We start from the raw sequence: 23,324 nt of genomic DNA on the forward strand, positions 1-23,324 counted from the left end.
CGGGGACCTGGCGGCAGCGCATCCGGCCGGTTCGGGGAGGTCAGGCCAGGTAGCCGTCCGGGCGGACGAGGAAGCTGTCGCCCGGCGAAGCCGCATAGGCCGAGTACGCGTGTCCCTCGGCGTCGACGACGCAGTGCTCGTCGCCGTCACGCCCGTCGCGAGGCTGTTCGCCGGGCCGCAGCACGGTGTGGGTGTGCTCGCGGTCGTCGGGGACGGAGGCGTGACCGCCGAAGTTCAGGCGGGTGAAGTGGGGACCGCGGAAGAGGTCGAAGAGACGGATGCGCTTGCCGGCTGGGCTCAGGACCGGGGCATCGGGCGCACGATCGCCGGTGATGACGCCGCCCACGGCGTCCGTGGCGCGGTAGGTGATGTTGAGACCGAAGCTCTCCTCGCCGCGGCGGTGCGCGTCCTCCCGGCCCTCGGCGTATCTCTGCAGCAGATCGGTGCTCACGCCGAGCACGTGCGCGGCGACGGCGCGCCGCTCGGTCTCGTAGCTGTCGAGTGCGGTCTGCCCGGCCAGTTTCCAGCCCAGGTTGTAGGCGTCCTGGACGCCCGTGTTCATGCCCTGTCCGCCCGTCGGGGGGTGCACGTGCGCGGCGTCGCCGGCCAGGAAGACGCGTCCGACCCGATACCGCTCCGCGAGCCTCACATTCGGCCGCCACACCGTCGACCAGCCGTGGCCGGTGAGGCGTACGCCCGACGAGAACCGGTCCAGGGCAGCCTGCATGGTTTCCAGGGAGGCGTCGTCGCCCTCGCCCAGGGGCGTGGCCAACTGGAACATCCCGGTGCCCGGCAGCGGGGTCATGATGATGCCCGACATCGGGTCGTCCGCCGCGGCGAACCAGTGACCCACCTCGGGGTCGAGGCCCGGCGCGGCCACGTCACCGACCACCACCCGGAAGGACTCGTCGGTGGTGCCCGGGAACGCCACTCCGATCGCCTTGCGCACGAAGCTGGCGCCGCCGTCGGCGCCGACCAGGTAGTCGACCCGGTGGACCTCGTCCGTGGAGAGGCGCGCGGTCACCCCGTCACTGTCCTGTGCCAGGCCGACCAACTCGGCGCCGAGTTCGACGCGTACGCCGAACTCGGACAGCCGCGCCCGGAGGATTCCCTCGAGCTGCGACTGGCCCAGCACCCACGGGTTCGGGTGGGGCACGTCGGGAGTGGGCTCACGCGGCTCGACCATCCGCCGCTCGCCCGCCGGGCGGCCGTCCAGGTGCACGCGGATGGCGGCCGACGGCGCCCCCGCGTCCAGTACGGCGTCCAGTACGCCGAGGTCGTCGAAGACCTCCAGTGTGCGCGGCTGGATTCCGTCGCCGCGCGACCCTTCGAAGAATCCCGCAGCCTTGTCGACGATCCGTACGCGGACACCTCGGCGGGCCAGGTCGATCGCCAGAGTCAGTCCGGTCGGTCCACCGCCCACGACGAGCGCCTTCATAATGAATCTCCATTCAGTGAATATAAATTCATCGTGTCCGCTGCTAGCGTGCGCTGTCAATAAGGCGAGGAGGGTGCGTGAAACGTGCGGAGCAGGCGGCCGACACCAGGGCCGCGTTGATCGAGGCGGCCAAGCGTCTGTTCGCCACCCGCGGTTACCTGAACACCAAGATCACCGACATCACGGCAGAGGCCGGGCGGTCGGCGGGCTCGTTCTACAACCACTTCACGAGCAAGGAGGAGCTGCTCGAGGCGCTGCTGGCCGACATCGCCTCGGCGAGCGACGAGAAGGCCGCGGCACCCGAGCACAAGAGCGACTTCTCCGACCCCGACGCGATCCGCTACCACGTGGCCGCGTACTGGCAGGTGCATCGCGAGCACGCCGCCACCATGCTCGCGCTGAACCAGGCGGCCCTCGTCAGCGACGACTTCGCCCGGACCCTCAGCCGCTTCCGCCGCACACAGCTGGACGATCTGGCCGGCCACCTGGTGAACGTCCGGAACCTGCCGGCCTCCCCAGAGGTCAGCCTCACGCTGCTGGTCGCGATGATCGACAGCCTCGCCCAGGTGTGGTTTGACATGCCGGAGGACGAGGCCGTCGAGGTCATCACCCGCTTCGCCTACCGGGCCCTGAACGCACGGGACTACCCTGCGCAACGGCCCTGACGGTTCGCCGGGGCCCGACCCCGCAATTGCGCGCGGTCGGCCGCGTGTCCCGTTCCCGGCGATGTGCACCGGCTCACGGTGTCCCGTAGCGTCACCGGCTCACGGTGTCCCGTAGCGTCACCGGCTCACGGTGTCCCGTAGCGTCACCGGCTCACGGTGTCCCGTAGCGTCACCGGCTCACGGTGTCCCGTACGCGGCTTCGGTGACCGGCGGCCTCGGATCGTGTGGCCAGGCCCGGAAACCTGGGTACGCGGCGTGTTGTCCGAAGGAGGACCGACATGACTACGTACGTGATCACCGTGCCCGGCACCTTCACCGACACGGTCGGAACCCGTACCAGAGCCGAACTGGCCCGAGCCCTGCGTCCCGCCGATCCGCACCGCACCCAGATGGGCAGCGAGGCGGACCTGGACGCGCTCACCGTCAACGAGGACAACACCTTCACCATCCGCCTCACCATCGAGGCGGACAGCGGCCCCCACGCCGAACAGGACGCCCGGCAACTCGCCGACTCCGCTCTGCGCGCCGCCGGGCTGGACCAAACCATCGCACCCCTGGGATCAGCGGTGATCACCGGCATCGACTCCGAGATCTGACGGCCGGCCCGGCCGTTTCGGCTGCACGACGGGTTTCACATCGTCGTGATCGGGGATCCCGCCCCGGGCGATGGGCGCGGCTGATCACGCAGCGCGGGCAAGGCTGCTGCGCATCCGGGCTCCCCTGGGACAGCCCCGGCGAGGCGGGTCCCGGACGTCGGGGAGCCGCCTCGCCGGGCCTGGCCCCTGACGCTCAGTTGCGGCCCTGCTAGCGTCCCCGGGTGTTCTCCCTCCTAGAGCCGCCCTTCTTCACCCGGCTGCGCGACGCGCAGCACATACTCGTCGCCGGTGCGGGCGGCGGCTTCGACATCTACGCCGGCCTCCCGCTGGCCCTCGCCCTGCGCTCAGCCGGGAAAGAGGTGCACCTCGCCAACCTCTCGTTCGCCGATCTGTACGGCCTGAACCTGGACGTATGGCTGGAGCAGGATGTCGCGGCCGTCCGTCCCGACACGACGTTCCGGGGCGACTACTTCCCCGAGCGCACCCTCGCCCAGTGGCTCGACCGGCAGAACCTGCCCTCCACGGTGTACGCGTTCCCGCGTACGGGCGTGCAGCCGCTACGTGCCGCATATCGCTCGCTGATCAGCCACCTGGGTGGTGTCGACGCCCTCGTGCTGGTCGACGGAGGCACGGACATCCTCATGCGCGGAGACGAGCACGGACTGGGCACCCCCGAGGAGGACATGGTCAGTCTGGCCGCCGTCAGCGGACTCGACGAGATTCCGCACCGGCTCGTGGCCTGCCTCGGCTTCGGCGTCGACTCCTACCACGGGGTCAACCACAGCCTGGCGCTGGAGAACCTGGCCGCCCTGGAACGCGACGGCGCCTACCTCGGTGCCTTCTCCGTCCCACGCCACAGCCGCGAGGGAGCGCTCTACCTCGATGCGGTGACCCACGCCCAGCAGTGCACCCCCAGCCACCCCAGCATCGTCAACGGCTCCATCGCCGCCGCCGTTCGCGGTGACTTCGGCAACGTCCACTTCACCGAACGCACGAGGGACAGCGAACTGTTCATCAACCCGCTGATGACCCTGTACTTCTGCGTGGACGCCCCTGGACTCGCCCGCCGCAACCTCTACCTGGACCAACTGGAGAGGACCTCGCTCATGCGGCAGATCAGCACCATCATCGAGAAGTTCCGCGACGAGCTGCCCCGTCAACGCCCGCCGAGAGCCTTCCCGCACTGACCTGTGAACCTTCCCGGTCACAGCTCTGCAGGTGCCCAGTGGCGAACACGCGTGTATGCGGGGGCTCAAGGCGGTGCTCACCGACCCCGTGTCGAGCGTCGTACGGGTTCAAATCACCTTCTCCTCGCCGTCGTACGACGAGCGTGCCAAGTGCGGCAGGGAGAGTCCTGCGACGGCGCGGGTCCGGCTGCCCGGGCCGCTCGGCCACCCGGACGTGATCGTCGGCCATGACGTGCGCTTTACGGCCGACGGCGCCGGGCCGCTTGCGTTGCGACCGTGCGGCCGGTTGGGCTGCCGACCGCCGACTGCACCGCCGCCTCCTACGACCAGGCATTGACCGCGGCCGTCGCGGCCGAGCACACATACTCGGCCTCACAGGAGGGTGACGGAAAGTGGCTGGTACTGGACTTCTCCTGGCGCACGGGACCGGCCTGCGGCGACGCGGCCGGATCCGGCCGCTCCTCCCGGCCGGGCGACCGCTGGTTCTTCCGGGCGGAGAGTCCCGGCTGGATTGCGATCATCGAAAGCGCGGCCGGAGGCTGCCGGGACGTGCAGCGCAGAGAGCTCGCCTTCCCTGCCTCGCCGTGCCAGTCACCGGCTCCGCCTTCCCGCTCGCGGCATCCGAGTCACCCCCCCCGGGCCGCCCGCCTCCGCGACCCCCGGAGCGCCTTCCGCTGCAACGACTGCCCCATGAACATCGCTCCAGGTCAACACGCCTGGTGAGGCGGCAGGCGCGCCATCGCCTGCCGCTGCCCTTCCCCGCGACCAGCCGCTCGATTCCCGCGACCAGCCGCCCGATCTGACCGGGCTGCGCCATGCCTCCACAGCCTGGCCGCCGGTGGCTCAGCGTGGCGCGGACGGCTTCCGAACGGCCGTCATCGACCTCATCTCCATGGACCCGCCCTGCCCCGGCGGGCACATGCGGAACGGCGGTCATTCTTCGGCTACGGCCGGTAACCCAAGGTCAGGCATGTAACTGATAACGATCCGGACGGAAACCTTGCGTAACGGCCCGTGCCCCTTAGCCTCCCAGCATGGCATTTCTTTCAAGCCGCCGAAGAAAGGCGCGCCTTGCCCCGGAACTCGACGACGAGGGCCTGCGCAAGCTTCTGAAGTCGCTCCGGGCAACCACCATGTCGGGCACCATCGCGACGGCGGATCTGTGCATAGCTCAGATGTCCCGCCTGATGGAGCAGGACGCGGGTGACTGGGACCGTCGCTCGCACCGCATGTCGGTCCTGGCGGACTACCTGGCCGCATCACATCTGCCGTCGGCCTGGGCCAGGCGCGAACCGCGCAACACGGGTGCACTCGTCCTGCACGCGTGGACGGAACTCGCACGCGGCCGTTCCCAGGGGTACCTGGAGGACGCGGCCGCCGTCACCGAGATCTGCTTCCGGGCCGCCGACCTCGCACCTGAAGACCCCAGTCCATGGGTGGTGCTGCTGGGGGTGTCACGCCTCGAGCGGTGGGAACAGCCACAGGTGTTCGGAGTGTGGAACGAGGTGCTGTCGCGCGACCGCTGGAACCGCGAGGCGTACCTGAGCATGCTGCGCTACCTCACCCCGCAGGAAGCGGGATCGCGCATCCAGGTACTGGAGTTCGTCGACGCCCTCTCCGCCCGCATGCCCGCAAACGCACCCTGCGCGGCGACGGAACTCACCGCCCAGGTCCTGCAGTACCACTCCGTCATTGCCCGGGGCGGACTCGAAGCGCTGGTGGCGCGCAACCACTGGTCCCACGTGTCTGCGGCGCAGACCCTCGACCGTGCGGTCCATACGTGGGTCCGGCCTGACTTCTTCCGCCATGCCGCGGCTCTTGCCGATCTGAACCTCCTTGCCTACGCGCTGATGGCCGCCGATCGACGGCACGAGGCCCGCCTGGTCTTCGAGGCGCTCAGTGGCACGGTCACCGCCTGGCCCTGGCGCGTCGGCGGCGATCCTCTGACCGAATTCGAACAGGCGCAGAACAGGGCCTCCACCGGCCTGTGACGGAACTGCCCTCAGCGTCTTCTTCAACCTTGGCCGACAGTCAGGTGGTGCGCCCAGGCGAGTAGGCCGTGGGTCCGCCCGGTGTCGGTGACGGTCCCGGGTGCCGCGGTGCAGGTAAGGAAGCCGGCGGTTCGCGCGACGGCGACGCCGGCGTGGTGGTCGGGCTCGATGTCCAGGATGGATCACCGCGCCAGGGCGGCGGCCGTGCGTGCGTACTCGGACATTGCTCGATGGCCACGCACTGCGAGGCGCTGTCCCCGGTCGGCTGCGCCGGAAGCCGACGAAGTGCGTCCAGAAGCGGATCTCTCCCAGGTGCTCGTCAAGCATCGTGCCGGTCAACTTCGGCCACCCGAAGCGGAAGCCGCCAACGCCATCAGTCGCCTGCTCTTCCGGTTCCCCTCTCTCGGCCCTCGACCCGGAGGCGGGCCGGACCAGCCATGACCCGCCGGTCCCGCGGGGTGGGAGACCCTTTCGACCGTCCTGACGCGGCGGTGAACGACCGGCGATATTCAGTTAAAACGCCGACCGCGGCCAACCCGGGGGTTTTGACGGGTCCCACCGTGAAACATCTCGGGGAGGTTGAGTAAAAGTCGTTCGAAGGGAAACGAGTTGTCGCTCACCACGGGGTCCGCCCACCGGGTGCTTCACGTTCTCACAACTTCCAGTGAGGATTCCCTGATGGCCGAATGGGCCGGTGGAAAAGGAAGAAACCTCCACGCCCTGACCGTGTCCGGATTTCAAGTACCGAGCTGGTCGGTGCTCGGCCTCGACGTTTTCGCGGAATTCTGCCGCAGCAGCGGACTGGACGAGCGCCTGGGGAACCTCCTTGCCGACGGCTGGGACAGCAGGCCCCGGCAGGTCGCCGAGGAGATCACCCGTCTGATCGAGGCCGCGTCCCTCGACGAGCGCGTCGCCGCGGCCATCGACCTCGCCTACCGGCAGGCCGGCGGCGGCCTGGTGGCCGTCCGCTCGTCCGGCGCGGAGGAGGACGGCTCGCAGCACTCCTTCGCCGGCCAGTACGACAGCTTCCTCAACGTCTGTGGACCCGAGGAGGTCACCGCCCATGTCCGGCGCTGCTGGGCCTCCGGATTCTCGGAACGATCCCTGCGCTACCGCGCGCAACGCGGACTGCCGCCCGACGCCGGTGGCGTGGCCGTCATCGTCCAGCGCATGGTGCCCGCCGAGCGCAGCGGCGTGCTGTTCACCGCCGACCCGACGACCGGCCGCACGGACCGCCATGTGGTCAGCGCCGTCCACGGACTGGGGGAGGGGCTGGTCTCAGGCGCCGTCGACGCCGACACCGTCGTCCTGGACGCCGCCACCGGCGAGCCGGTGAGCACGGTGGTCGGCGACAAACAGCAGCGCTACGACGCAGGCACCGGACCCGGCTGCGAGGTGTCGCAGGTCTCCGACGACGACCGCACCGCGCTGTCCCTGACCGCCGACGACCTGGCCCGGCTGCACCTTGCCGGAGTGCGCGCCACCGAACACTACGGTGCCCCGCAGGACATCGAGTGGGCCATCGCCGACGGGACCCTGTGGATCCTGCAGAGCCGCCCCGTCACCTCGCTCGCTGCCGCGGCCCGCACCGCGCCGGAGCCCGCGGGAGAGTTGCGGATCTGGGACAACTCCAACATCATCGAGAGCTTCAGCGGTGTCGTCTCCCCTCTCACCTACAGCTTCGCCGCCGACACCTACGCCAAGGTGTACGAGAGCTACGCTCGCGCGCTCGGCGTCAAGGGCGAGGAACTGCGCGAGGTGCAGGAGTGGACCCCGCACCTGCTCGGCTATGTGCATGGACGGGTCTACTACAACCTGTACCACTGGTACCGCATGGTGCGCCTGGCGCCGTTGTATACACTCAACCGTCGAGTTCTCGAGAAATCCCTGGGTGTCGCGGAGAGCATTTCCGATGAGACCGCGGACGCACTTCATCCCTTCACACCCCGGACCGGGCTGCGCGGCCGTGTTGCGCGACTGGCCCGCACGGTGGTCTTCGCCAGAAGATTCCTGACCATCCGGAAATCCGTGGAATCATTTCACCGGGATTTCTACCGGTCCTACGCGATCTTCAACAATGTTGACTACGATGCGCTGCCCGGTGACGAGACCTATCGTCGCTTCCGTCGACTGCAGCGGGAGCTCATCGAGAAATGGGGCCCGATGCAGGCCCTGGATGCCACGATCCTGCTTTCCATCGGCCTGCTGGCCCTGCTCAACAGGAGGTGGCTGCCGCACGCCCCCGAATGGTTCACCTGGGCCGTGGCCGCCCCCGGGGGCGACGTCGAGTCCGCCGAACCGGCGCGGGCACTGGCCGAGTTGGCGGCGATGGCACGAGCCGACGCCGAGGTCCGGCACCTGCTGGAACACACCCCCGACGCCGACGCCTACCTGGCGCTCCGTGACGCCGGCCACAGCCAGTTCCTGGCCGCGGTGGACGCGTACAGAGCCGACTACGGCTACCGCAGCCCGGACGAACTCAAACTGGAGGTGCCCGACCTGCACGAGAACCCGGCAGGACTGTTCACCCTGCTGCGCGATGCGCTGCCGGACACCACGGCCGGCAACGCGGGCGACCGCGGCGGCGAGGCCGACGCCTACCTCGGCCGGCACCTGCGCGGCCCGCGCCGCTGGGTGTACGAGCGGGTGCGGGGCAAGGCCAGGGCGGCGCTCGCCGACCGGGAACGGCTGAGGTTCTGCCGCACCCGCGCCTTCGGCGCGGCCAAACGCATGCTGCGCGCCATGGGCCGGGACCTGGCCCGCAAGGGAGCCATCGACGCCTGGGACGACGTGTTCATGCTGCGTCTGGAAGAAGTCCGGGGCGCCTTCGAGGGCATGATCGCGCACACCGAGCTGAAGGAACTGGCCGCGCTGCGCCGCAGGCAACTCGCCGCCGACACCGCACTGCACGCCCCGTCCCGCTTCAGCACCCGCGGGGCCCCGTACTGGTCGGGCAACCTGGAGCGGGCGGGCTGGACCAGCGGGCCGGTCGCCCGCAGCGGTGCCCGCCAACTGCGCGGCACGCCCTGCTGCCCCGGCATCGCCGAAGGTCCTGCCGTCGTCACCGACACGCCGCGCGACATCGGCGGCGGCATCCTGCTCGCCTACCGCACCGACCCCGGCTGGGTGCCCGCGCTGCCCTCGGCCGCCGCCCTCGTCATCGAACGCGGCAGCCCGCTGACCCATGTCGCCGTCGTGGCACGGGAACTGGGTATCCCGACCGTGGTCCAGGTCAAGGGCGCCACCACCGAGATCCGCACCGGCACCCTGCTGCGCGTCGACGGCGCCGCCGGGACGGTCACCGTACTCAGCGACCCGCCCAAGGACGACACGACCGTGAACGCGGACACCAGGACGGAGACACATCGGTGATCCTCACCGAGGACCAACTGCAAGGCCTGCTCGACAGGTCCCTCGCCGAACTGCCCCGGGCAACCGAGTGGGCCGTGGCACTCGAAGGATCCATCGCCGAGGGGTTCGGCAACCCCTCCTCCGACATCGACTTCCTGCTCATCGGCCGCTCCGAGGACGATCTGCCGACCATGCCGTCGCTGCTCTTCGTCGACGGCCGCCGGGTCGAGATCCGCACCCGGTCGGTGCGTCAACTCACCGACCAGTTACGCACGCTGGAGGACGGAGCCAAACGGCCCGGACGGCTCTCCGAGGACCTGCTCAACCGCTGCCAGCGGCTGCTGCACAGCCACCCGCTGCGCGGCCACGCCCTGGTCGGCGAGGTCAAGGCGATGCTGCCCGTCGAGCGGTTCCGCCGCATCGCCGCCGACTGGTGGGCGCACCGGGCCCGTCAGTCCCTGCGATACGCAATGGCGCTGCTTTGCCTCGGTGAGGCCGACGAGGCGGTCGACTGGAGCCGCGCCGGACTCGTCCAGACGGTCAAGTCATGGGCGGCCGGGCTGGGCGAGACCTACCTCGAACCCAAGTGGCTGTCCCTGCAACTGGACCGGGCCGACCGGCCGGAGGTGCGGGACCGGTACTGGGAGCTGGAAGCCGCCGCCCCCGCGCCCGGCGACGCCGACGCCGCCCGCGGCCATCTGGCCGCGTGCCTCGCCTTCGCCGAAGAACTCCGGCTCGGCGAGGTCCCCTGGCGACCCGAGCGGCTCACCGTCGAACGCGTCGCCGGGGTGACCACCTGGCAGACCGGTGAGCGGATCCACGTCATCCGCGGGCGGCGCGAGGTGTTCGCCCTGGGCGACCGGGCCGGAGCCGTCTGGCGCTCCCTCGTCCTGGGCCGGCCGCTCCCGCAGGTCCTGGCGGCGACCGCGGACACCGGTATCGTCGACCCCGGCCCGCGGCTGGCCGCGTTCCTGCGCTACGGACTGATCCGGCTGGTGTGGAAGGGCGGTGGCACGGTCACCCCGTCGCTGCCGCTGGCCGCGCCGCCCGGTCCCGTCACTCCGCCGCCGTCCACGGTGCAGCCGTTGCTCTCGGTGCGCGGCGCGGCCGTCAGTGGCCCCGACGCCATCGATCTGGTGCCGCTGCCCGCCGATCGGTTCTCCGCCGCCACCATGGCCCTGGTGTGGTCCAACGTGGTCGTCGAGAACGCCGTCGAGGATCTGACCGGCGCCCTGCAGCGCGGTCAGTGGCGGGTCGCCGAACTCACCGCGCGCCGCGCCGTGCACGCGGCGCTGCGGGGCCTTTTCAGCGCGTACGGTGTCAACCCGCTGCCCGCCGACTCCGACCTGGTCCGCCGTATCGACCTGCTGCCACCCGCCACCCGGGTGATCCGGGCGCGTGCGGAGGCACTGCTGCGGCGCACCGTCGACTCCGCCGAGCACGGCGACGGCCTTCTCACGGAGGTGCGCGCCTGTGCCGCCCTCGTACGGGACGCCGCCGGCGCCGACGCCTTCCCCGCGTCCTTCGACTCCGCCGACACCTGGCGGGCCACCCTGCAGCTCGGCTACGACTGGTTGCGCATCGGCGCCTATCTCGACGCGGAGCTGCCCATCGAGGAGGCCCGCGACCTGCTCGCCAGCAATGGTGCCCAGCCACACCAGACCGCGCGACGGGCTGCCGCATGACACCCGACCGCGCCCCCGCCCGCAGCACGTCCCGCACTTCGACGGCACGCCGGTTCCCGGCGGCCCGCCCGTTCACCATCACGGGCACGACCACGGGCTTCCCCCGGAGGAGCGACTGATGGCCGAGACGATGACGGTGTTGGTGACCGGCGCCAGCGGATTCGTGGGCGCCGAGGTGACCGCCCGGCTCACCGCCGCGGGCCACACGGTGCTGGCGCTTGTGCACCGCAACGGCGACCTCGTCCGCAACAACGGCAGAAGACTCACCCCCGGGCCCGGCGACCTCACCCGGATCACCGGCGACATCAACCGCCCCGGCCTGGGGCTCACCCACGATGTCAGGCATGTCGTCGCGGCCGCCGACCGGATCGTGCACTGCGCCGCCGTCACCGACTTCGGACTGCCCGAAGAGCGGTACGAGAGCATCAACGTCGCCGGAACCCGGCACGTTCTGGACCTCGCCCTCGCCTGCCGTACCCCACTGGTACACGTCAGCACCGCCTATGTGTGCGGCGAACGCGACGGCAGAGCCCGCGAGGACGAACTCGACGTCGGCCAAAGCCCGGGCAACGACTACGAGAAGAGCAAACTGACCGCCGAGACCCTGGTCCGCAAGGCCGCCTCGGAGCGCCTGCCGGTGGCCGTGGTACGCCCGAGCATCGTCACCGGCGCCGCCCGCACGGGCCGCGTCCGCGAATTCAAGACCATCTACCCCGTGCTCAAGGTCCTCACCAAGGGCCTGGTGCGCACCGTGCCCGGCCACTACGACGCCGCCCTCGACCTGGTCCCGGTCGACCGCGTCGCCGACCTCGTTACCGAGGCCGCCCTCCGCTTCGAGGCCGCCGAGGGCCTCACCCTGCATGCCGTCGGCCACGAGCTGACCCTGCGGGAGTTCTCCGACGTCCTCGCCGAGTACCCGTCCTTCCAGGTGCCCAGGTTCGTCCCGCCGTCCGCCTTCTCGGTATCGGCCCTGTCCGATCGCGAACGCCCCTACTACGACCGCGTCATCTCCCTCTACGACACCTACTTCCGGCGGCGCATCCACTTCGACGACACGCAGGTTGCCGCCTTCAGCGAGGGTCCGGCACCCACAGGCGGACGGCCCTACCTGCGCCGCCTCCTCGACCACTGCCTCAGGACCGGCTACCTCGGCGGCGCCGCGCGCCGGGAGCCGGACGCCACCCGAACCGACGGGAGCACCCCTTGATGACCCCTACCCGCCTCGCCCGGCCCGCGCACGGCATTCCGGTCTCACCGCTGCTCACCTGCCACCCGGACAAACAGCGGCTGTACGGCGCGGACACCTACTACCAGGAGAGCCATGAACAACTCTTCGCCCTCACCCACGACGTCACCGGCTTCGCCCACCGTCATGCCGCGCTGCTGCTCAAGCCGGACGCCGTCGTGGCCCGCAGACTGGACACGGCCGTGGAGTGGCTGGGCGAGCAGGGCTTCCGGATCGTCGGCGCGGCGGTCACCCGCCTGACCCGCACCATGATCCGCTCCCTGTGGTACTTCCAGTGGAACCTGGCCACCCCGTACCGCAGGCGGCTCGCAGCGCTCTTCCTGGAGGACGCCGACGCCCTCGTTCTCCTCGTCCGTCCCGACCACGACCTCGACGTCCCGGCCTCGGTCGAGCTCACCCGCCTCAAGGGGCCCACCGACCCGGACGCCCGGCAGCCCGGCCAGCTGCGCCACCTCCTCGGCCGCTACAGCTACCTGCTCAACCTGGTACACACTCCCGACGAACCCGCTGATGTCCTACGGGAGTTGGCCGTGCACTTCGACGACGCCGCGCGTGACCGCCTCTTCCGCTCCGCGCTGGCGGACGAGGACCGCACCGCCTGCGCGCTCGAGCTGGCCGACCGGCTGTATGCCGCCACCAAGCCGCGTGAACTCGACTTCGACCCCGCGGTCGGAAGACTGCGCGATGAGGTCTCCCGTCACTCCGCAGCCGACCCGTCCGCCGGCCCGCGTTTCCTGCTGGAAACGGCCTGGAAGCACGGGATCGACCTCGACCCGTGGGACACGGTCATCGTCGGCTCCAAGGTGCTGCCCATGCGACAGCCCGGCCGCGCCCCGGTGCTGGACGGAGCCGGCGTCGAGGAGTGGCGCCGCCACCTGGACGCCGTCCGCGGCGCCCTGACCTGAGGAGCGGCTCGTGCAGTTCGCCCGCACACTTCCGAAGGAGTTGGTGCACCGCGCTGCCGTTGCGGAGGTCTTCCTGACCGACGCTGAGCGCCACGGCGAGGACGAGATGCTGCTCGCCGCGCAACTTCCCCGGCTGCACGCCTTTTACGACGACACCCTCGGCTCCCGGGCCCACCACGACCCCCTGTTGTTGCTGGAGGCGTGCAGGCAGGGCATCTTCGTGGTGGCCCACCGCTACCTCGATGTCCCGCTGGGCCACAAGTTCCTGCTGCGCACCGTCGAGTTCGAGGTGCCGGACCTGGCTGCGCTGGCGTCCGGTGACACACCCACCGAGACCGTCATCGCCGCCCGTGTCGAGCACCGGATCCGGAACCGGTCCGGCGTGACAGGCCTGCGGCTGCGCTTCACCGCGTCCATCGGCGCACACGAGGCCCTGCTGGCCCGCATCGACTATTCCTGGATGCGGCCGGAGCACTGGGCGCGCCTGCGGGCCGGGCAACGCGCCGCACTCGGCCTGTCCCAACCTCCCGTCGCACTGCCCGGACCACGTATCGATCCCGGCCTCGTCGGCCGGCGCGACCCGGCCAATACGGTCATTTCCCCGCCGCACACCTCCGGCGGCGGCATATGCACGGCACGCCTGGTCGCCGAGACCGCACACCCCATCCTGTACGACCACTGGGTCGACCACGTGCCCGGAATGCTGGAGTTGGAGGCCTTCCGGCAACTGGCCGTGACGGCCGCCGTCGCCGCGGGCACGGTGCGCTCGCCCACGGCGCTGCCGGTCGGCCTGGCCGCGCGGTTCCGCTGCTTCGCCGAGATGGACCTGCCCCTGGAGTGCCGGACCGCTCCGGTACTGCCAGGCGCTGACATCGAGTGCACTCTGACCCAGCCCGGAGCCATGGTCGCCGAGGCCCGGATCAGCCTCGCCGACCGGGACACGACGGACCTGACAGGCGTCTGCACGGGCCCGGGAACGTACGCCGGGGCGTGAGCCTCCCGACCCGACCGAAACACCACACCCCACCACGGCACCACGACACACACCGAACAGGGGAACACCCCTCGTGACCACCCTCGCCGCACCCCAAGTACCCGCCAGGCTCGGCCGTTTCATACTGCGCATGTTCCCGCCCCACATCTACGCCACCTACGGATTGCTGTGGGTCCTGGCCTTGGAAAGCTCGGCGGTGGCACTGAGCGGCACGGCCTGGCGGCCGTCCGGAGCCACCTGGGTGCGCGTCGTCAGCGTCGTGCTGGCGCTGCTGTTCCTGCGGATGCTGGACGAGAAGAAGGACTTCGAGTACGACCGCGTGCACCACCCGGACCGGCCACTCGTCACCGGCGCGATCACCGTCCGCGAACTTCGCGGCGCCATGGCCGCGATCACCGCAGTGGTGGCGGGCCTGAACGCGGCCCAGTCGGCGACGGCCGTCCTGCTGGTCCTCGCGGCCCTCGGTTACGCGCTGTTCCTCGCCGCCCTGGAGAGACGGTCGTCGGCGGTGCGCAACCGGCAACTGCTCAACCTCGCGGTCACCTACCCCGTGCAGGTGCTGCTCGGCGCCTATGTGTACGGGTCGCTGGCCGCCGCTGGGACGGTCACCGCCGACTGGCACGGGGCGGTGCTGCTCGCGCTGTGCGCCTGTGTGTTCCTGCACTTCGAGTTCGCCCGCAAGACGGCCTGGGAGGCGGAGCCGGGTGCCCGCCGGTACTCGGCCGTCCTCGGCCCCAGGCGCAGCGCGGCGGTCACCGCGGGCCTCGCGGCAGGGGCGGTGGGCTGCCAGGTCCTCCTGTTCGCGCCGGACGGCCCGCTGGGGCTGCTGCCGTGCCTGGCGGCGGCACTTCCCGCCTGGGGAACCCGTCGATTCCTTGCCGCGCGCCGCGGCGGCTGGCCGCTGCCGACCGCGATGGGCTTCGTCGTGGGCACCTACCTCGCGCTGGTCGTCCGGGCGGTGCTGCTGCCGTGAGCGCTGAACTTCCCATGTCCGGCGAGGAGATGCTGACCACCACGCGTTCCGTGCGGCGCGGCCTCGACCTGGAACGGGCGGTGGACCCGGAACTGGTCAAGGACTGCCTGCGCCTCGCCCTGCAGGCACCCAACGGCAACAACCGGCAGAAATGGCGCTGGATCCTGCTCACCGACCCACGGGTCCGCGCGAACGTCGCCGAGGTGTACCGGGCCGCGTTCCACGACCGTAACGCCGCAGCCCTGGAGCGGCTGGACGAGGTGCCCGAGGGAACCCGCTCCGTGCTCACCGCTGCCCGGGCTCTGGCCGACCGCCTGCACCGGGTGCCCGTCCTGGTCATCCCCTGCCTCGAACTGCCCGACGGGCGGCTGCCGACGGGCAACCAGGCAGCTCTGTGGGCATCGCTGCTGCCGGCCGCCTGGAGCTATGCGCTGGCCGCCCGCAGCCGTGGTCTGGTCACCGCCTGGACCGCGGTCCATCTGGACCGCGAGCAGGAGGTCGCCGACTTGCTGGGCCTGCCGGCCACCGTCCGCCAGGGTGCGCTGCTGCCGACGGCGTACCCGCTGCGCACCACCTTCCGGCCGGGGCCACGCCTGCCGCTCGAGGAGGTCCTGCACCACGACGGCTGGCAAGGCCGCGATTGAACGGCACACGGCTGGCGGGCCGCCCGCCGAGGGCTTCATGTCGTGCCTCCTCCAGGTCCTGGGTCTCAAGAAGTGGGGCCTGCGGGTGGGGCGCCGGTAGTCGCGGCGCGGTAGAGCGCCTGGGTGGCGGTGCCGAAGTAGGCGCTGTAGGAGACCTGGGGGGTGTTGCCGCCGGTGTGGTAGCCGCCGATCACCCCGATGACCGCCCAGCCGCCGGGCCACGGAAGCAGCATCGGTCCGCCGCTGGTCCCGCCCACGAAGGCTTCGCAGGCGATACGCGGGTAGGTGCCCGGGTCGGCCGGGTCGTCGCTGGCCCACTTTGTGGTCCAGCTCCAGCACTCCAGCGGCTTCTCCGCGCCCGACGGATACCCGATCATCCTCACCGGGGCGTGGAAGTACCCCGTCCCGGTGAGCAACTGCACCCCGCCGACCGCGTCCTGGACGAGCGCCCCGTTCTGGTTGGGCTCGGTGACCGCGAAGGCGAAGTCGTACTCGGCTCCCGCATGCTCGCCCAGGTCGTAGTACTGCTGCGGCACGTAGACACCGTTGTTGCGGACCGGGAAAATACCGAAGGGTTTGAGTCCGTCGTGGTATTGCGGCACAAAGCCCAGGTTGCGTTTGGGGGAAGTGCCGGAGTAGCCCTTCAGACAGTGCCCGGCGCTGAGCACCAGCACGTGACCGGGGCTGCGCACCACGGAGCCGCTGCAGGTGCGCCCGGTGCCGGTGGTGTCGGTCCAGAAAAAGGTGCCGGCCTGGGGCAGGCCGTCGAAGCTTCTGCTGGGCGGGATGTACTCACCCGGCTGAGGTCCGTCGACCATGGGGGAGACGGCGGGGGCCGTCCGCCGGGCCTCGGCGCCCTTGCCGGTGTCGCCGGGCAGCGCGGCCGCCATCCGGGCCGGTGTCCAGTAGGCGTTGAGCTGGACGGCAACCGGGTTCGGGCCCGCCGGGGCACCGTCGGCGCAGGCCGCCGGGGCGAGCCCGGCTGAGAGCAGCAGGGCTGCCGCGCACGCGGCGGCGTAACGGATGATCCTGGTCCTACGCACCATCAGTTCCCCTCTGGGCGGAGACAAGTGACGGCTCACCATAGGGTCAGTGACGCTGCGGGCAGAAGCGCCTGTCGTTGCGCGACGCGATCCTCGGCCGCTTCACGAACCGATTGCGGGCAACCGGGTTCCCGTTACCCATGTGACGCAAGTGACTCGGTCACTCGCCGTCGAAGTGCATATGGTGCTCGGAGCCGACCACCCGGAAGCTGCCCACCACGGCGTTGTCGACGGTGATGTCGTCCACCACCGCGGGGACGATGCCGTTGGCGGCGCTCTCGGGGCCCACGGTGGCGATGGGAGCGCCGTTGTCGCAGGTGACCCCGCTGAAGACCTCGACGGTCCTTCCGCTGTCGTTGCGGATGTTGAGGCTGTTGGCGCCGAGGCCGCTGATCACGGTGATGCAGCTGCCCGGGAAGGCGTAGTAGTCCCGCTCATTGACGTGGATCCTGCCCTCGTGCTCGAAGCCGTAGCCCTGGCCGTCCCCGCTCTCGTAGCCCCTGCTTCTTTCGCCACTGCCGCCCTCGGGGCCGGCGGCTGCCACCGCCGGCCGGGCCGAGCTGGCCTGCATTGGCTCGGAGACTGAAGAAGCGTAGGTGGTGCCGGCGGCTGCAGGGGTGTAGGTGATGCCGGAGGCCACCATGGCCACACCGGTCGCGATCGCAGCGGTAACAGCGGTGGAACGGTAATCCATCTCACTTCTCCTGTCTGAGAGACGCTGGCTGTGAGCCGATGCGTGGATGAACGTACAGACAGTGGCAATTCATGTCATAAGCGACATGCAGAAAATCTGATGATCATCCGCTTGGCGCGCTCTCAGCGCCGGCACAGCCTCATCCAGGAGCACCCTGCGGTCCGTGTCGCGTAGGGGCGACTGGTCTCGCCTTCCCTCTCTGGCCTCGGACGTGGAGTGCCTTCTCATCGGCGTCCGCCGGCCAGAACAACAGCGGCGACAGCACCAGTTCGACGACTCCCAGCACCACCTGGAACCAGTGCGGCCACCCGTCCACGGCGAGTGACAGCAGCCGCCCGAGCGCACCCAGCAGAAACACCCCGGCCGGCCACCGCACCGCCGTCGCAGGGATCGGTGACTGCCGCGCCGCCCAGAGCCGGCCGAGCCCGTACCCGGCGAAGATCGCGCCGAGGAACCGGCCCAGGCTGTCGACCGTCGGGCCGGCCGAACTCGCGCTCGGGATTGCGGCGTTCCCGCGCAGCACGTGGAACAGCCCGATCGCCACGCAGGCATACCCCATCGCCCACACGAGCCCCCGCAGTGCCCTTCTCCTGTCCATGGCCCGGCCCAACCCTCCCCTTTACCGGCACTTCCCCAGCAAGCGCGACCTCTTCGCCGCCCTCTACCAGCAGGTGGCCGAGCAACTGCTCGTCAGGACCCGCTTCAATCCCGCCGACACCCTGGTCGAGCAGCTGAGGGAGGGGCTGGACGCGCATGTCGAGTACTTTGCGGAGAATCGCAACACCGTCCTGACGGCGAACCGAGTCCTTGCCGGAGACCGTCTCGTTCAGACGATCAACGCCGGCGAACTCGACGCCCTGCGTGAGCGGCTGCTCAGCGTGCTCACGCCCGCCGACGAGAGCACCCGGGAGGCCGTATCGGGCGTCCTGAAGAGCCGGCTGGTGTTCGTCCAGGTGCTGTGCGTCGACTGGCTCATCAAGGAAACCTGCACCCGTGCCGAACTGCGTGACGTGTGCATCGGCGCTGTGCTGGGCGCCATCCGCCCCCTCCTGGACGAGGGCCCCGCTCCGGACTGGCCGCTCGAGATGACTTCACCGAAGCGGAACGCGAAGGAACGATCGGGGCGGTAGCCGCCCGCCCCGCGCCACGGGCCCTGCACCAGCGACACCGAACCGCTCGTCAGCCCATCCTTTTCGCCCCACACGTCCGAGCGGACAGCCGGATGCGGTGCCGGTTCACCGTCGCGCCGGATGGCCCGGTCGCGTCGGCAGCATCGTGTTGGCGAACAGGTAGTCGGCGACGTTCTCACCGATCGCCAGCCCGTCGGTGACGTCCCAGCGGTAGTGCACCCCCAGCCAGAGCCGGCTGAGTGCGTCCTCCCGGGCGGCCTGGCTGAAGTTGGTGAACGAGCGGTACGCCACGGGCGTGTGCGGGTCCTCGGAATGCGCGGTGAACGAGATGTTGTCACGGCCGAAGAAACGCTTCATGGCGCCTGCCCAGGCACCCGCGAGGCCGGCGTGGCCCGAGCTCCAGGAGGGGAAGCACGGGGTGAACGGTGCCCCGGAGCGGTCCGCGCTGAGGGGCTGCCAGTTCGCGTTCGCACCGCCCGTGGCCTGGATCGCGGTCACCGGGCGCCAGAGCTTGATCGGGGTGTCGTACTTGGTGTCCCAAACCGCGATCGCGGAATCCGCCAACGACAGCGACACCAGCGCGTACAAGCGGGTGGTCTGGTACTTGTCGAGCTCGAGGCGCCTGGCGACGATCCCGGTCAGCTCGAGCAGTTGCCCCGGGGGCTTGTAGGTGCCGTCCAGGTCATTGGCCCAGAACCAGGCGGCGGCGGTCTGATCGACGGTACGATCGGTGGAGTTGACGGCGCCGACCCGTCGCACCTCCTCGACCTGGCCCGCGTACGCCGGGCTGGCCAGCAGATCGGCGTAGGACGCGAAGGCGGACAGGGTCGCAGGCCGGAACTGTGAGCCCGAGCTGAGCACGAACGGCTTGACCATGCCCCAGTTCGGGGTCACCGCGTCGCTCGCCCGCTGGCAGCTGCCCCCGGTCGGCCGCCAGGCGCCGGGCGTAGTGGTGTCGCCGTTGTAGACCTGCGAGTTGTCCGAACCGTCGCCCGATCGGGCGGCGTTGATCTGCCTCACCACCGGGTCGACCACCAGGCGGTTGATGATGTCGAAGGAGTGCGGGGAGGTGCCGGTCCTGGCCGTGAACTGGGCGTCGATGTAGGCCTGATCACCTGGGAACAGCTGCGAGATGATGCGGTACGCCGTGCGGTCGATCACCCGCTCCTCCTCGTCCGGACGCCGCCGCGGCGGCCGGTCGGCGTACTTCAGCGGCCGGTTGAGGTACGGCTGGTACTTCATGGTTCCGTACGTGTACTGATACGCGCTCTCGGCGTTGTAGATCGCCGCGTAGACCATCGCGGCGGCCCTGGTCAGCTTGCCGGGCGCGGCGTCCATGCCCCGCGCATCACGGAAGGTGTGGAGCAGGACGTTGTTCCAGTACTGCGTCGGATCATCCCGGTGGTTCGGTGCCGCGGCAGCGACTGGCTGTGCACCGGCTGCCACCGGAGTCAGCCCGGCGAGCAGGGCGGCAGCCACAACGGCGGCCGATGGCCGTGCCGGGCGCCGGCCGGCACGGGACTTCAAGCGTGCGAGTACGGACTTCGCGGCCAACGGCCGGCCATGCTGGGGCTCGAGAGCCACGACATTCCTCTCGACGTCGGTGATCACCAGCGGAGAATAATGTCGGCCATAACAACATGAATGCCAGCCACGCCGAATATTCCGCGTGTCTTATGTCCATAAAGGATTTACCCGCAGATGCTTGACCGCTCATCGTTGTTCGTCGACAGGGCGGGAATTGCCCAGGCGTGACGGATCTTCACTCGGGTGAGTGATTCCGAATCCACCGACCGGTGGCTGTCGACACCGGACCGGCGGCGGAGAATGCGCAGGGATTTCGATGGACGGCATTGCCCGCGCTCCGGCCCCTGTGGCGCCGTCGTCGGCGACCAGGGGAGCCGCTTGGCTCCCCATGGCCACGGGCCGCCGTTCGGATCACTGAAGGCGGCCCTTCCGGTGATTGTCGGACGTCTCGCGAGCCGGCCGGCCGTCGCAGGGGGTATGGCTTCCAACAGAGGAAGAACCGGAACCCGCGAGGAGATCGGCCATGTACGCAGCAGTCCGACGGTACGAAGGGGTCACCGATACGGCCGAGGCAGGGCGCCTGGTGAGCGAGGGGTTCGTGCCGCTCATGCGCCAGGTCCCCGGCTTCGTGGCCTACTACTGGGTCGATGCCGGCAACGGAGTCATGATCTCGACCAGCGTCTTCGAGGACCAGGCGGGTGCCGAGGAATCGGTCTCGAGGGCGGCGGACTTCGCGCGGGACAACCTCGCTTCCCTGCTCCCCAACCCTCCCCAGGTCACGGCCGGGCAGGTTGTCGCTTCCGCATAGCGTCCGATCCTGCCCCTGGTTCGGAGCGCGTGTCCCGTCTCGGACCGAGGCATCCGGCTCGACAGCGGCCGACGCCCTGCATGTGCCGGCTCGTCCCGCATACCGCTTTCACAGGTCCCGCACCGCACGTCCCATCCTGGACAATGCCTGGCGCAGGATGGTGGGTGACGTCGCGAAGTTGAGCCGCACGCACCCCGCTCCGCCGGAGCCGAAGACATGTCCCGAGCTGAGGGCGACCCTGGCTTCGTCGAGGAACAACCTCGCCGGCCCGGCAATGTCGCCGATCACGCCAGGGACCGCGGTCCCCCGGTCACTGTGCAGCCCCAGCCATGTGCAGTCCAGCCAAGCGAGGTAAGTGGCTTGGGGCGGGCGATATCGCACGTTGGGGAGGTGTTCTTCGATGAGCTGTCCCAGCAGTTGCCGGTTGGCATCGAGCCCGCGCAGCAGTTCGTCGAGCCAGACTCCGCCTTCGAGGAATGCTGCGGTGTGGGCAATGACGCCCAGATGACTGGGACCGTGACCGACTTCTTCGGGGATGCGCCGAAGGTCGTTGACAGCTTCCGTGCCCGCGACAGCAAGAGCAGCCTTGAGACCGGAGAGGTTCCATGCCTTGGAGGCGGAAGTCAACACGAAGGCGTTCTCCGATCCCGGAACACTGAGAAACGGTGTAAAGGCGGCCCCGGGCAATACCAGAGGAGCATGGATCTCATCCGACACCACCCTTACGTCGTGCCTGCGAGCGAGCTCCGCAATTGTTTCCAGCTCCTCGTGGGTGTGGACGACACCGGTCGGGTTGTGCGGGTTGCTCATGAGGAACGCGGCGCGGCGGCCGTGGCTTCGGGCTCGTACGAACGCCTCCTCCAGGGCATGGAGGTCGATCCGCAGGTCCGGACCGAGCGGTGCCTCGATGACTTCCCTCGCGTCGTGGGCGACGAAGGCGTAGAACGGGGGATACACCGGTGAGCACACGACGACGGCGTCCCCGGGGTCCGTTGTCAGGCGGAGCACTTCGACGATGCCCATCATGACATCGGGCACGATCGCCGTATGCTCGATGCGCACGCCGTCCCACCGCCATCGTTCGAAGGCGAACTCCGCGAGGGCCTCGGCGTAGGCGCTTCCGTACGGGTAACCGGTGTCGCCGAGGTCGATCGCCGTGTGCAGCGCTGCCACAATGGCAGGAGCCAGAGGCACGTCCATCTCCGCCACCCAGAGCGGGAGCACATCCTCGGGGTGCGTGCGCCATTTCATGCTCGTGCGCTTCCTGAGCTGCTCAAGGGACAGCTGCACGAGGGGATCCGTTCGAGCGCCCTCTGACCCATCAGAACCTGCACTCTTCATACGACCCATCAGACTACGCTCCCATGCCCGAGCAGAAGCGGGCTCACGCGTTCCTCGGCAGCGTCACGGCAGCGCCGGTCCTCCGGACGGCTTTGGCTGTCTCCGAACTTCCCTACCCCACCACAGCCTGGCCGGCGAAAGGTGGAGACGCACCGACGACTGGCCTCGGGCAGCACCGGCATGCGCTGCGCGGGACATGCTCGTTGCGGCTGAACGACATCTCGCTCGCATCGACGCACTGCACCTCGCCCAGCTGAACGCGGCGTAGCGGTTGGACCTGTACATCGCGCACGGCAGCGTGATCAGCGTGCAACCGCGACAGCCACGGCACGCCCCGGCCCGTCTCCCTGAGCGGCGGGAGGGGCCGTCCGATCTCCGACTACCCGGTGGGGTCTTGCCGCAGCAGATGCGGCTGCGGCTCCACGGCGACAACTCCTGCGGTCACCGGTCCTGCCTGTCCCGAGCTGTCAGCGGTCTGCGGTGAGGAGGGGTTTGACGTCCAGGATCGGGGTTGCGTCGAGTGCTTCGAGTCCGCGAACGTGGACGAGGGTGCCGGTGACGGCGAGGATGTGGACGGTGTGCACGCCGATCGGGTTCGGGCGCTCGGGTGCGCGGGTGGCGAAGACGCCTGTGAGGGGCCGGGCGGTGTCGCCGCGCGGGTGGACGGTGAGCGTGTCGCGGTCGGCGCGGTCGAGCCAGGTGAGGAGCAGTACGTCGGTGCCCGGGGCCAGGCCGTCCAGGGCCGGGGCGTAGCGGTCGTCGAAGACGAGCCAGGCGTCGGGGGCTCCCTCGTCGGGCCGGCGGGGCGCCGCCGCCCGGTCGGTCAGCGTCGACTGGACGCGCTCGATGGGGCGCAGCGTGTAAAGGGTCAGGAGTCCTCGGTCCTTTCGTCGCCCGAGCCGGTTTCCCGGTCGCCTGCGTGTCTGTTCCGGTTGGTGAGCCCGAGGGTGGTTCCGCGCGGCTGGGAGACCGGAGAACGCGATGACTTGGCTCCCGGCCGGATGTCCGGCACGGACGCCCGACGAACCCGCTGGATGGATGACGAAGTCGCACTGGAGTGCCAAGAACGTTTTCTGCGAGGGTGGGTCCTAATCTGTGCTCCTCCG

Annotated in this window: 20 protein-coding genes; 13 read left to right on the top strand and 7 right to left on the bottom strand. The window is 69.9% G+C overall.

The genetic code is table 11. The annotated features are described in order from the left end of the window. Window positions 1-40: 40 nt before the first annotated feature. Window positions 41-1,438, bottom strand: a complete 1,398-nt coding sequence (locus AAW14_RS04815) for an FAD-dependent monooxygenase (protein WP_265560219.1) — start codon at window positions 1,436-1,438, stop codon at window positions 41-43. Window positions 1,439-1,515: 77 nt separating this feature from the next. On the opposite strand from AAW14_RS04815, the gene AAW14_RS04820 reads away from it, so the two are divergent. From AAW14_RS04820 to AAW14_RS04870, 11 genes are all read left to right on the top strand, one after another. Further along, a complete protein-coding gene (locus AAW14_RS04820; protein ID WP_265560220.1) occupies window positions 1,516-2,103 on the top strand; it encodes a TetR/AcrR family transcriptional regulator in 588 nt (195 codons plus the stop codon). Window positions 2,104-2,381: 278 nt separating this feature from the next. Then, window positions 2,382-2,699 carry a hypothetical protein gene (locus AAW14_RS04825; protein ID WP_265560221.1) on the top strand — a complete coding sequence of 106 codons (318 nt, stop codon included), beginning with the start codon at window positions 2,382-2,384 and terminating at the stop codon, window positions 2,697-2,699. A gap of 221 nt (window positions 2,700-2,920) precedes the next feature. Next, window positions 2,921-3,886 carry a DUF1152 domain-containing protein gene (locus AAW14_RS04830; RefSeq protein WP_265560223.1) on the top strand — a complete coding sequence of 322 codons (966 nt, stop codon included), beginning with the start codon at window positions 2,921-2,923 and terminating at the stop codon, window positions 3,884-3,886. Window positions 3,887-4,920: 1,034 nt separating this feature from the next. After that, window positions 4,921-5,877: a hypothetical protein gene (locus AAW14_RS04835; RefSeq protein ID WP_265560224.1), complete on the top strand. Its 957-nt coding sequence runs from the start codon at window positions 4,921-4,923 to the stop codon at window positions 5,875-5,877. Window positions 5,878-6,516: 639 nt separating this feature from the next. Continuing rightward, a complete protein-coding gene (locus tag AAW14_RS04840) occupies window positions 6,517-9,249 on the top strand; it encodes a phosphoenolpyruvate synthase (RefSeq protein WP_265560399.1) in 2,733 nt (910 codons plus the stop codon). Further along, complete coding sequence (locus tag AAW14_RS04845) at window positions 9,246-10,913, top strand: hypothetical protein (RefSeq protein WP_265560226.1); 1,668 nt, start codon at window positions 9,246-9,248, stop codon at window positions 10,911-10,913. Before AAW14_RS04840 ends, AAW14_RS04845 begins: the two co-directional genes overlap by 4 nt. 118 nt (window positions 10,914-11,031) lie before the next feature. Continuing rightward, complete coding sequence (locus tag AAW14_RS04850) at window positions 11,032-12,120, top strand: SDR family oxidoreductase (RefSeq protein WP_265560228.1); 1,089 nt, start codon at window positions 11,032-11,034, stop codon at window positions 12,118-12,120. Then, the gene (locus AAW14_RS04855) at window positions 12,120-13,064 is read left to right on the top strand and encodes a nucleoside-diphosphate kinase (protein ID WP_265560229.1); all 945 of its coding nucleotides are present in this window, start codon (window positions 12,120-12,122) and stop codon (window positions 13,062-13,064) included. Before AAW14_RS04850 ends, AAW14_RS04855 begins: the two co-directional genes overlap by 1 nt. Window positions 13,065-13,074: 10 nt before the next feature. Continuing rightward, window positions 13,075-14,058 carry a ScbA/BarX family gamma-butyrolactone biosynthesis protein gene (locus AAW14_RS04860; RefSeq protein WP_265560230.1) on the top strand — a complete coding sequence of 328 codons (984 nt, stop codon included), beginning with the start codon at window positions 13,075-13,077 and terminating at the stop codon, window positions 14,056-14,058. Window positions 14,059-14,131: 73 nt separating this feature from the next. Beyond that, the gene (locus AAW14_RS04865; protein ID WP_265560231.1) at window positions 14,132-15,031 is read left to right on the top strand and encodes a hypothetical protein; all 900 of its coding nucleotides are present in this window, start codon (window positions 14,132-14,134) and stop codon (window positions 15,029-15,031) included. Next, entirely contained in the window at window positions 15,028-15,675 is a 648-nt protein-coding gene (locus AAW14_RS04870) for a nitroreductase family protein (RefSeq protein WP_265560232.1), read from the top strand. Before AAW14_RS04865 ends, AAW14_RS04870 begins: the two co-directional genes overlap by 4 nt. Window positions 15,676-15,740: 65 nt before the next feature. Here AAW14_RS04870 and AAW14_RS04875 read toward each other — a convergent pair whose 3' ends face one another. The 3 genes from AAW14_RS04875 to AAW14_RS04885 form a co-directional block, all read right to left on the bottom strand. Continuing rightward, on the bottom strand, window positions 15,741-16,721 hold the full coding sequence (locus AAW14_RS04875) for a trypsin-like serine peptidase (protein ID WP_265560233.1): 981 nt from the start codon (window positions 16,719-16,721) through the stop codon (window positions 15,741-15,743). 157 nt (window positions 16,722-16,878) lie between these two features. Then, the gene (locus AAW14_RS04880) at window positions 16,879-17,412 is read right to left on the bottom strand and encodes a hypothetical protein (RefSeq protein ID WP_265560234.1); all 534 of its coding nucleotides are present in this window, start codon (window positions 17,410-17,412) and stop codon (window positions 16,879-16,881) included. 139 nt (window positions 17,413-17,551) lie between these two features. Then, window positions 17,552-18,010: a DUF4345 domain-containing protein gene (locus AAW14_RS04885; protein ID WP_265560235.1), complete on the bottom strand. Its 459-nt coding sequence runs from the start codon at window positions 18,008-18,010 to the stop codon at window positions 17,552-17,554. Between AAW14_RS04885 and AAW14_RS04890 the strand changes: the two genes are divergently transcribed. Further along, window positions 18,009-18,542, top strand: a complete 534-nt coding sequence (locus AAW14_RS04890; RefSeq protein WP_265560236.1) for a TetR/AcrR family transcriptional regulator — start codon at window positions 18,009-18,011, stop codon at window positions 18,540-18,542. The genes AAW14_RS04885 and AAW14_RS04890 overlap by 2 nt on opposite strands. 105 nt (window positions 18,543-18,647) lie before the next feature. Here AAW14_RS04890 and AAW14_RS04895 read toward each other — a convergent pair whose 3' ends face one another. Beyond that, window positions 18,648-20,153: a vanadium-dependent haloperoxidase gene (locus tag AAW14_RS04895; protein WP_265560237.1), complete on the bottom strand. Its 1,506-nt coding sequence runs from the start codon at window positions 20,151-20,153 to the stop codon at window positions 18,648-18,650. Window positions 20,154-20,592: 439 nt separating this feature from the next. Between AAW14_RS04895 and AAW14_RS04900 the strand changes: the two genes are divergently transcribed. Then, entirely contained in the window at window positions 20,593-20,877 is a 285-nt protein-coding gene (locus tag AAW14_RS04900) for a hypothetical protein (protein WP_265560238.1), read from the top strand. 108 nt (window positions 20,878-20,985) lie between these two features. Here AAW14_RS04900 and AAW14_RS04905 read toward each other — a convergent pair whose 3' ends face one another. After that, window positions 20,986-22,227 (bottom strand): MalY/PatB family protein, encoded by a 1,242-nt coding sequence (locus AAW14_RS04905; RefSeq protein WP_265560239.1) that lies wholly within the window; start codon window positions 22,225-22,227, stop codon window positions 20,986-20,988. A 458-nt stretch (window positions 22,228-22,685) separates the two neighbouring features. Then, window positions 22,686-23,282 (bottom strand): tRNA (N6-threonylcarbamoyladenosine(37)-N6)-methyltransferase TrmO, encoded by a 597-nt coding sequence (gene tsaA / locus AAW14_RS04910; RefSeq protein WP_265560241.1) that lies wholly within the window; start codon window positions 23,280-23,282, stop codon window positions 22,686-22,688. Window positions 23,283-23,324 lie beyond the last annotated feature (42 nt).

The organism is Streptomyces hygroscopicus (assembly GCF_026168105.1).
Lineage (GTDB): Bacteria > Actinomycetota > Actinomycetes > Streptomycetales > Streptomycetaceae > Streptomyces > Streptomyces hygroscopicus_D.